This is a genomic window from Hyunsoonleella jejuensis (assembly GCF_900111025.1).
Classification (GTDB): domain Bacteria; phylum Bacteroidota; class Bacteroidia; order Flavobacteriales; family Flavobacteriaceae; genus Jejuia; species Jejuia jejuensis.
The window spans coordinates 1-10,123 of the sequence record NZ_FOFN01000007.1; the positions used below are offsets into that span (position 1 = coordinate 1).

A 10,123-nucleotide genomic window follows, 5' to 3' on the forward strand; every position below is an offset into this window, starting at 1 on the left:
GCCTTTGCTATTGCAAAAAGTGGATTGCCTTATGATGAGAACTTTGTTTCAAAATTAGCTCAATAATACTTGTTTTTTAACTCAGTTCTTTGTTGCCACCAGTTTTTTATTCATTTTCAGACCTTTTCTTCTCCACTTGCAAAATGTTATTTTGAATATCTTTCATTATCCATTTTCCCCACCAACCTGCATAAAAATTAAAAGTTGTGTTCATTTTGAAATGGCTATATAAATGTAAACGATTCAGTCCGTTCGGTAATTTTTCAAGTTCGTATGTTCCGTTCAAAACGTCAAAATAATCTCCGCCAATTACCACGTGTTCATCCAAAGTGGTTGATGGAATTTCGTGTGGATATGCTTTTATTGTGAAAACCATTTTTTCATTGTCTTTGTATTCCGTTACAGTTTCGTGAAAAACAAGTCCTTTCGTGAAAATAGCTTCTCTATATGCTCCAACACCTTCAAAGTTCAGTTCCGCCTTTACAGGTCTCGGAAAACCTAGCATTCTTGTCAGATATCCTTTGTCATGTTCAACTGGAATTTCTTTTACACGAGTTACATTATCCCAAATTTTTTCTGTTGGTGCGTTAATGTCAATGTAAGTATAGGCTTTGTAAGTTCCAGGGATTGTTTCAATTAGACTTTCGATTGGCCCAATTAAAAATGGTAATAGAACTAATATCGAAATGTTTAGTCGGTCGTTTTTTCTGTTAGTTTTTAAGTAACCACCAAATATTCCGCCAATTGATGCAGTTAGTAGAAAAACAGGTGAAATCATTATCCAACAAGCCCAACCTTCAATTCCCCAAGCTAAGGTCAGTATTAAGAATAGGAAAACTGGAATCCAAGGTGTAAATATTCTATATGCAATACTTTTTGCTTTTTCTTGACTTGATAAGTAAACTGTCAGAGCACCAATTATTGTCGGAAGTAAAAACAAAAATGTTACTGACATAACTTGAAAAAAGTCATCCCAAGTTTTCAAATTCATTCCAAAAATAATTCGGACGAGAATTGCATAAACAACTGGAATTCCAATTGCAATTAAAGTGTTTTTAATTTTTTCGTTCATTTCTCAAATTGGTGGCAACGTTAAGTATAAGAATAGTAGCCGACTATGTGGCACTTTCCTGTCAAGTTACAGGCAGGTTGAAGCGGGCTAAAATCCTTGAATTTACTACTATATCGGCTATTATTTTTATACATTGTTGTGTTTTCGTCCTTTTTAATTAAAAGGCTACCTTCATATCCGATGATATGATAATAAATTTATCTTTCTAATTTTCTATTTTACCTATTTTTCTATTTTCGCTTCCTTTTGCGATTCCAACATTTAAATCACCAAGTTCCTTACGATATTTTTCTGTAATTTTCATTAGTTCTAGTACTTTTTCTGGATAAGAATCAATTACATTAAAGCGTTCACCCGGGTCTCTCATCATGTTATAAAGCTCTGGTTCCTTTATATCTGTTTTTACCTTTTTTCCTCCATGTCCTTCATTACCTGGTTTTGCGTCATAAGAGTTATAAGTATGTGGTAAAACCAACTTCCAGTTTCCTTTTCGTATACCATTTAAATTATTTTTTCCAAAATAATAAAGAATGGTTTCACGTGGGGTAGATTCAAGATCCCCTTTCCAAAGTGATGTAATATCAACACCATCTATTTTATTGTCAGATAATTTACCATTTGTTATGGAGGCGAATGTGGGCAATAGGTCAATTGCACATGCTAATTTATTACACACAGTTCCTTCAGGTGTATTTCCCGGCCAACGAATTATAAATGGAACACGTTGCCCACCTTCCCAACTAGTTAGTTTACCCTCTCGTAGTCCTCCTGACGAACCGGCATGATTACCAAAATTCAACCAAGGACCATTATCAGAGGTAAAAATAAAGATGGTATTCTCTGCTAAATTATTCTTCTCTAATGCTTTGCTTATTTCACCAACAGACCAGTCAATTTCCATCATGACATCTCCATATAAGCCTTTTTCGCTTTTACCTCTGAACTTTTCAGAGACTCCGAGAGGAATATGTCCCATTGTATGCGGAACATACAAAAAGAATGGATTCTCTGCATTTCTGTTAATAAAATCAACCGCTTTTTCGGTATAAAGCGTTGTAAGTTTATCCTGATCCTTTAAACTAGTAATTCTTTCTACAATTTCATTTCCTTCTATCAAAGGTAGCTCTGGAAATTTTCCACGTTGTTTGCCTTCGGGCAACTTTTCACCTGTTACATTATTATGCGGCCACATATCATTTGAATATGGCAAACCTACAAACTCATCGAAACCATGCTGCAATGGAAGAAACTCATTTTGCCATCCCAAATGCCATTTCCCAAAACAAGCAGTTGCATAACCTTGCTCTTTAAACATTTCAGCAATAGTTAATTCTGATTTATTTATTCCAATAGTATCTTTTGGAAATAAAGCACCTGAAAATCCAATTCTATTTGGATAGCATCCTGTTAAAAGGCCAGCACGTGAAGCACTACATACGGGCTGAGCAGCATAAAAATTTGTAAATCTCATTCCTTGGCTTGCCATGTGGTCTAGATTGGGAGTTTGGAAACCTGTTGCTCCATAGCATCCAACATCACCATAACCTTCATCGTCGATAAATATGATTACGACATTAGGCTTTATGGTGTTTTGCTTTTGTTGATTACAGCTAATTAACAAAACCATAATTAGCAGAATTAAAATGGTATACTTTCTCATTTATAAAATTGTTTATTTGTATTTATCAATTAATCTTACTGTATCTATTTTTCAGCCTATTATTACAACTACATTCTGGAATAATATTATTTACGAGTACAATCTCTTCCTTAGTATGAAACACAACGGTCTCCTTTATTTTGAATTATTAATTTAATAGAAGAAAAGAGGAGAACTAAAACGGTCTTCAAGTTAATGGCTTATTAGACGTACCAGTCCTCTTTTCCTCTAAAGGTTGCAAAGAACTAATTGGAATACCAGGTTGTTAAGAACCCACCAAAGGAAATAGTTAAAGCAACAATATTAATTTTCTAATTTTAAAAATATGAAAAATTACCAAGAAGCCGTAGGGATTGATGTATCAAAAAAGACTATTGATGTAAAATGTCACATAGCTGGAGAGCACAAAGTGTTCAATAATGATTACAAAGGGTATTTGGGGATGTTCAGGTGGGTAGAAAAAGTGACAGGGGGAAGTCGTGTTTTCTATTGTTTTGAAAACACAGGAAACTATTCTCTAAAGTTAGCTACTCACCTAAGCCAAAATGCAGTTCCCTATGTAGAAGAAAGCCCGATCACAATTAAACGTTCTAGTGGGTTGGTTAGAGAGAAAAGTGATAAAATAGATTCGGCTATGATAGCTAGATATGCTTGGTTGCATAGAGAGGAATTGGAACCGAGTAAATTAAGGGGTGCTGTGTTTCAAGAAATGGGAAGGTTGATAGGCTTAAGGGACCAATTGGTTAGAAACAGAGCTGGCCTTATGGGAACGCTTAAAGAAACTAAGCAGTTGCTGAACAGTCCATCAACAGATGTTGGCTGTGTTGTTCTAAAGAGAAGTATAGATTACCTATCTAAACAAATAAAAGCAACGGAGGCGCGCTTGTATGAGCTAATAACAAAAGAAGAGTCTCTTAATAAAAGTTTTAAGTTATTGTTGTCCATGAAAGGGATAGGTTTTGTTTTAGCTTGTCAATTAATTTATCATACTCACAATTTCAACCGTTTTAAATCATGGAGGCAGTTTTCAAGTTATTGCGGATTGGCTCCATTTGAATATAGTTCAGGAACAAGTATCCACAGGCGTAAAAAGTGCCATTATCTTGGAGATAGGAAAATGAAAAGTTTGTTAAGTATGGCCAGTATATCAGCTATACAGCACGACCAAGAGCTTAGAATGTATTACAAGTCTAAGGTAGCTGAAGGTAAGCCTAAAATGGTTGCATTAAATAACGTGAGAAATAAACTTTTAGCCAGAGCTTTTGCTGTTGTAAAAAGAGGTACACCTTATGTGCTATTGAATCAATATGCAGCTTAAATAAAAGCTAAAACTGTTTGGATTTTATCTTGGAATACGGCTATGAGTAGTTGCGTGGGTTAGCACTTAACTTTGCAAGTACACATCGAGTTGGAAATTCCGCAGGAATTTCCAAAGTAGGCGAGAACAAGCAATTACTTATAGCCATTGTTAGGCAACGTTTTTTATTTAAATAATTTTTTAATTCCGTTCCAAAAGCCTTTTTTCTTCGGTTGAATTTTTGGTTTGCTATTCCGATTTTGCTCTTCGAACTTTTTTTGCTTTTCCAGTTCTTTTATGAATTCAGGCGTATCATTTAGTAGCATTTCTTTCGAATATGCAATTTCATCGTCTAGATAATAAATTAACGCATTACACTTATCAATCAACGCAACAGAAATAAGTCCGATTGAAGCTCCAGCAGCAAAGTCCGCTCCCCAAATAAAAGAAACAGCTATATCTTGGTCTGTCAAATCTTTTTTAATGAATTCAGATTCTGATATTATTTCATTCGGATTATTGAAATAGATTTCGAAAAAAGTCTTTTGTCCGTTTATAGTACATTCAATTCCGTCAATTCCGTAGAAATTTTCAAAATCATCTAAAATTTCAAATTCATATCCAAGTTGGCGAATAGATTCCTCTATTTCTATTTTATTTGGTAAATCAGCTTTCTTTAAAAAAGCTACTTGGGTCATTGACATATGCGTTTCGTTTAAATGTTGCCTAACGGTCTAGTATAAGAATAGTAGCGGATTTTCACGCACTAACTTTTCAGTTAAACACAGACCTTTTTTCATATTTACCTAACTTCGTTTTAGCGATTGAACCGCTATTATTTTTATACATTGTTGTAATGCGTTTTTAATACTTCGTCAATGGCATTTACCACGATATCTACATTTTCTTTGCTAAAACACAAAGCTGGTTTAGTTTTAATAATGTTGTCAAAAGGTCCATCTGTACTTATTAGTATATGTTTCCTTCGTAATTCATTCTTGATGTGACTAGCTAGTTCTGTATTTGGGTTTTTGGAATGATCTCTTACTATTTCGCAACCTATAAATAATCCGCTACCTCTAACATCTCCAATGCAAGGATATTTGTGCATTAATTCTCTTAAATTTGAAGTGTAATATTCACCCACTATTTTAGCGTTCTCTTGCAATCCCTCCTCTTCTATAACATCTAACACCGCAGTCGCTATGGCACAAGAAACTGGATTACCTCCAAACGAACTAAAGAATTCTACACCTTTCTCAAAAGAAGCAGCAATTTCCTCGGTGCAGACCACAACTCCCATTGGGTGTCCATTTGCAATGGGCTTACCAAGTATTACCATATCAGGTATTACATTAGAAGCTTCAAAACCCCAAAAGTGGTCGCCAATCCGTCCAAAACCTGTTTGTACTTCATCACTAATACAAATTCCTCCTTGAGCCCTTATAGCTGGATACACTTCATTTAAATATCCTTTGGGTAGTGGAACTTGACCTGCACAACCTACAATAGGTTCGCTAATAAAAGCAGAAATTGGCACAGAACTATTTTTAATTTGTGCTACCGCATCTATACCATATAACTGACCAGCATTGGGATTGTCTGTTTGATATTTTCCCTTATAAATGTCTGGTATAGTTGTTTTTATTATGTGTTGTTTTTGACCATTTCCTTTAGGGTTGTTGAATTTATAATCACTAATTTCCATAGAGGTTTGTGTGTTACCATGATAACCAAGCTCCATTACCATCATATGTTTTGAACCTGTATGGTTATTCGCCATTCTAATTGCTAAATCACTAGCTGCGCTTCCAGAATTGACAAAAAACACCTTGTTCAACTTAGAAGGAAAATGGCTCAATAGTTTTTCAGCATATATGGCTAGTTCGTCAAAAAGGTACCTTGTATTGGTATTCAGTTTAGCCATTTGCTTTTTGCCAGCTTCTACTACCTTTGGGTGTGAATGTCCTACGTGTGGAATGTTATTGTAAGCGTCTAAAAACGTATTTCCATCAGCATCATACATATATTGAAACGCTGAACGAACCATATGAATTGGGTCTTTATAACTTAATGACAATATAGGGCTAATGTGCTGATGTCTTCTTTTTAGGACTTCTTGAATGTCAATCTGTTTTAGCTTTGGAAAATCTGCCGCTTCTCTGAATTCATTTTCAGCTTTGATTGGATTTATTTCTAACCAACGGTAAAGCATTTTCCAAGCGGATTTCTCGCTAACAGATGCATAGGTATTATCTGGGTCTGTTTTGCGTGCGTGAGCAGAATTACACACGCTAGTGCACAGTCTTGCAGCTATGAGGTAATACAAAATGTTGAGCTCTTTCACTTCTAAAGGAAGCTCTTGATGGTACGACTTAACAAGGATTATAGCCCATTCGAGAGGATTTTCTTTGTTATAGCAACCGTAAGTAATAGCAATCGCCAATTCGTTAATCAAAAAGGTATGCGCAACATCTCCGAAATCAATGATTCCAGAAATTTCATCATCTTGAACAAGTACGTTCCATTCGTTAGCATCATTATGAATGATTTGTTTTCTGAGTTCAGGAATGACAGGTCTTACAATCTCTTCGAATTGATTAAAAAAATATGCAACTATATTTCTATCTTTCGGATTTGGAATGTCATTGATGTACTTTTTGTTTAAATCAAAGTATTGAATATCCCATTCCCATTTTCTGGCTTGAATGGTATAGTTTTTAAAGTCTTTTAATTTGATGTCTAGCTTTGCCAAGAATGCTCCTAAAGATTCAAATAAGGATGGTGTGTGTTTTGCATTGCCAAGAAACTCTCCCTTTAAAAAAGAAAGCATACGCGAAATTTGTCTGCCTTTATCTGACTCTATAACTTTTACAAAGGAATTGTCTTTAAAAGAAAAAGGCTTTGGAATATATGTGTCAAACTCTACTTGCAAGTAGAGAAGTGTATCATTCTCTGCTTCAACGGTATCTTTTAACGATTCTGAAAATTTATAAGTCTTATAGATAAAATCATTTTCTTCAGTTGTGATATGATAATTTTTATTATCGTAACCATCAAGTATCTTGTTATTCAGAATTTTGATACTAAACTCTTTTTCTAAAAATGTGTTCATTTATTTAAAAGTTTCGCTAGGATTAGAAAATGATTTAAATTCCAGAGGGTTGCCACTAAAATCAAATACAAACATTGTAAGTTGTTCACCAACCTTTCCTTCGTATCGCTTTTGTGGCTTAACAACAAATTCAATATTTTGAGATTCTAACTTCCTTTGGATTTCTTCAAACTCATCCTTTTTCAATAAGCATCCAAAATGAGGAATTGGAACGCTAATTCCATCCACTTTCCCGCAGTAGTCTAATTCGGGAAAATCTTTACTGATATGAGCTGAAAGCTGATTGTCAAAAAAATCAAAATCAATCCAAGCTTCTGTAGACCTACCTTCCTTACAACCCAAAATATCTACGTAGAATTTTCTGGTTGATTCTATATCCTTTACTTTAAATGCATAGTGGAATGATGCCATACTATTTGTTCTTTTATTTGTGCGCAAATGCATTACAACGGTCTCCTTTATTTTGAATTATTAATTTAATAGAAGAAAAGAGGAGAACTAAAACGGTCTTCAAGTTAATGGCTTATTAGACGTACCAGTCCTCTTTTCCTCTAAAGGTTGCAAAGAACTAATTGGAATACCAGGTTGTTAAGAACCCACCAAAGGAAATAGTTAAAGCAACAATATTAATTTTCTAATTTTAAAAATATGAAAAATTACCAAGAAGCCGTAGGGATTGATGTATCAAAAAAGACTATTGATGTAAAATGTCACATAGCTGGAGAGCACAAAGTGTTCAATAATGATTACAAAGGGTATTTGGGGATGTTCAGGTGGGTAGAAAAAGTGACAGGGGGAAGTCGTGTTTTCTATTGTTTTGAAAACACAGGAAACTATTCTCTAAAGTTAGCTACTCACCTAAGCCAAAATGCAGTTCCCTATGTAGAAGAAAGCCCGATCACAATTAAACGTTCTAGTGGGTTGGTTAGAGAGAAAAGTGATAAAATAGATTCGGCTATGATAGCTAGATATGCTTGGTTGCATAGAGAGGAATTGGAACCGAGTAAATTAAGGGGTGCTGTGTTTCAAGAAATGGGAAGGTTGATAGGCTTAAGGGACCAATTGGTTAGAAACAGAGCTGGCCTTATGGGAACGCTTAAAGAAACTAAGCAGTTGCTGAACAGTCCATCAACAGATGTTGGCTGTGTTGTTCTAAAGAGAAGTATAGATTACCTATCTAAACAAATAAAAGCAACGGAGGCGCGCTTGTATGAGCTAATAACAAAAGAAGAGTCTCTTAATAAAAGTTTTAAGTTATTGTTGTCCATGAAAGGGATAGGTTTTGTTTTAGCTTGTCAATTAATTTATCATACTCACAATTTCAACCGTTTTAAATCATGGAGGCAGTTTTCAAGTTATTGCGGATTGGCTCCATTTGAATATAGTTCAGGAACAAGTATCCACAGGCGTAAAAAGTGCCATTATCTTGGAGATAGGAAAATGAAAAGTTTGTTAAGTATGGCCAGTATATCAGCTATACAGCACGACCAAGAGCTTAGAATGTATTACAAGTCTAAGGTAGCTGAAGGTAAGCCTAAAATGGTTGCATTAAATAACGTGAGAAATAAACTTTTAGCCAGAGCTTTTGCTGTTGTAAAAAGAGGTACACCTTATGTGCTATTGAATCAATATGCAGCTTAAATAAAAGCTAAAACTGTTTGGATTTTATCTTGGAATACGGCTATGAACAGTTGGGGATTTTTTGCCCTAACTTTTCAGTTTTGCACCGACCTTTATTTTATGTTTATACTTTCGTTTTAACACTTTCGCCCCAATTGTTTATAGCCAATGTTGGGCATAGTTTTTTATCTGTTTTTAGGGTCAGTTCCATAATTATTTGGTCCTTTAGTTCCATCTGCGAATAATACATAAAGTCCGAATATTAGATTTATGTATGGAATTAAAAAAATCAAATACCACCAACCACTCATATTAATATCGTGTAATCGTTTTATTGCTTGAATTGCTAAAATAATCCAACAAGCCAAACCTAAAATTGCAGAGAATATTACCATTCCTTCATCGTATGAACTTTCAGAAATCGCTAACACAATTCCATAAGGTATTGCTAATAAAATGGCTCTTATTAAATAATCTTTTCTTCTCAATCTTCCTTTCGCTGACCAAAATGTTTCAGTTTCGATTTTTTCTTTTGTTCCATATGAAGCCGAACTTTGGTATGTGCTTGAAAAACCACTTCTATGGGTTGATTCAGTTTTAGCATCTCTAAATATTTTGTTTTCGAGATTGATTTGTTTGGATACATATCTTGAAATATTAGTATTCGTAGCTTTCAGTTCAACGTTTAAAAATTGTCGATTGATATTGTTTAATTTAAAGGTTTTATTCCCATTTGCATTAACAACTCCGAATGGTTTGATTTCAATTAAATCTGCATTATATGTTTTCCATTCGAAAGTTATTTCGTCTCCGCTATAAAATAAGGTTCTGTCTGCTTTGAAATATTCTATAACTGGTTCAAAATTCGAATGGTTATTTTTTTGGTTTTGAGAGTATGATTGATTAGAAGATTTTCTATCATATTCATTTCTACTTTGGGTATTTCCTAAAGTTTCATAAGCTTCTTGAATTTGTTTAAACATATTTTCAAAAAAAGCGTCTCCATTATTTTTGTCTGGATGAAACTTGATTGATAATTTTCGATATGCTTTCTTGATTTCTTCTTGAGTTGCAGTTTTGTCAATCCCAAGTATTTTGTAATAGTCTGTCATCTATTTCAAATGTATCGTGTTTTAAATTATGCCCAACGGTTTTGTGTATGGTTAGTTGCGTGTTTCAGCAACTAATTTAGTAAACAAAAACGAACGCGAGAAAATTCCGAAGGAATTTTCCAAATAGGCACTTGCCAAAGCAATTAATTATACACGTCTTAAGTTTACAATTCAATAAATTAGACTATTAATCAGAAAGAACAAAAGAGAGAAATAAGGTTAGTATACACGGTGAAGCTTTGGACTT

The 10,123-nt window shown here is 34.2% G+C and carries 8 protein-coding genes; 2 read left to right on the forward strand and 6 right to left on the reverse strand.

The genetic code is table 11. The features are described from left to right. Positions 1-106 precede the first annotated feature (106 nt). Positions 107-1,072 carry an SRPBCC family protein gene (locus BMY39_RS14880; protein WP_092581121.1) on the reverse strand — a complete coding sequence of 322 codons (966 nt, stop codon included), beginning with the start codon at positions 1,070-1,072 and terminating at the stop codon, positions 107-109. A gap of 205 nt (positions 1,073-1,277) precedes the next feature. Next, positions 1,278-2,732, reverse strand: coding sequence for a sulfatase family protein (locus tag BMY39_RS14885; protein WP_092581123.1), 1,455 nt, complete (start codon positions 2,730-2,732; stop codon positions 1,278-1,280). Between the two features lie 325 nt (positions 2,733-3,057). On the opposite strand from BMY39_RS14885, the gene BMY39_RS14890 reads away from it, so the two are divergent. Beyond that, positions 3,058-4,050, forward strand: a complete 993-nt coding sequence (locus BMY39_RS14890; RefSeq protein WP_092581125.1) for an IS110 family RNA-guided transposase — start codon at positions 3,058-3,060, stop codon at positions 4,048-4,050. 164 nt (positions 4,051-4,214) lie between these two features. Here BMY39_RS14890 and BMY39_RS14895 read toward each other — a convergent pair whose 3' ends face one another. From BMY39_RS14895 to BMY39_RS14905, 3 genes are all read right to left on the reverse strand, one after another. After that, positions 4,215-4,727 (reverse strand): hypothetical protein, encoded by a 513-nt coding sequence (locus tag BMY39_RS14895; protein WP_092581127.1) that lies wholly within the window; start codon positions 4,725-4,727, stop codon positions 4,215-4,217. 143 nt (positions 4,728-4,870) lie between these two features. Next, on the reverse strand, positions 4,871-7,144 hold the full coding sequence (locus tag BMY39_RS14900; protein ID WP_092581129.1) for an aminotransferase class III-fold pyridoxal phosphate-dependent enzyme: 2,274 nt from the start codon (positions 7,142-7,144) through the stop codon (positions 4,871-4,873). Continuing rightward, the gene (locus BMY39_RS14905; protein ID WP_092581131.1) at positions 7,145-7,555 is read right to left on the reverse strand and encodes a VOC family protein; all 411 of its coding nucleotides are present in this window, start codon (positions 7,553-7,555) and stop codon (positions 7,145-7,147) included. It abuts the gene before it with no gap. Positions 7,556-7,792: 237 nt separating this feature from the next. On the opposite strand from BMY39_RS14905, the gene BMY39_RS14910 reads away from it, so the two are divergent. Then, positions 7,793-8,785 (forward strand): IS110 family RNA-guided transposase, encoded by a 993-nt coding sequence (locus BMY39_RS14910; RefSeq protein ID WP_092581125.1) that lies wholly within the window; start codon positions 7,793-7,795, stop codon positions 8,783-8,785. Positions 8,786-8,949: 164 nt separating this feature from the next. Here the strand turns inward: BMY39_RS14910 and BMY39_RS15330 are convergent, their stop codons facing one another. Continuing rightward, positions 8,950-9,876, reverse strand: a complete 927-nt coding sequence (locus BMY39_RS15330; RefSeq protein WP_092581133.1) for a DnaJ domain-containing protein — start codon at positions 9,874-9,876, stop codon at positions 8,950-8,952. Positions 9,877-10,123: the final 247 nt, after the last annotated feature.

Coding starts and splice junctions, on each gene's coding strand:
- BMY39_RS14880 (WP_092581121.1), bottom strand. CDS start 1,072: ATGAACGAAAAAATTAAAAACACTTTAATTGCAATTGGAATTCCAGTT.
- BMY39_RS14900 (WP_092581129.1), bottom strand. CDS start 7,144: ATGAACACATTTTTAGAAAAAGAGTTTAGTATCAAAATTCTGAATAAC.
- BMY39_RS14890 (WP_092581125.1), top strand. CDS start 3,058: ATGAAAAATTACCAAGAAGCCGTAGGGATTGATGTATCAAAAAAGACT.
- BMY39_RS14905 (WP_092581131.1), bottom strand. CDS start 7,555: ATGGCATCATTCCACTATGCATTTAAAGTAAAGGATATAGAATCAACC.
- BMY39_RS14910 (WP_092581125.1), top strand. CDS start 7,793: ATGAAAAATTACCAAGAAGCCGTAGGGATTGATGTATCAAAAAAGACT.
- BMY39_RS14885 (WP_092581123.1), bottom strand. CDS start 2,732: ATGAGAAAGTATACCATTTTAATTCTGCTAATTATGGTTTTGTTAATT.
- BMY39_RS15330 (WP_092581133.1), bottom strand. CDS start 9,876: ATGACAGACTATTACAAAATACTTGGGATTGACAAAACTGCAACTCAA.
- BMY39_RS14895 (WP_092581127.1), bottom strand. CDS start 4,727: ATGACCCAAGTAGCTTTTTTAAAGAAAGCTGATTTACCAAATAAAATA.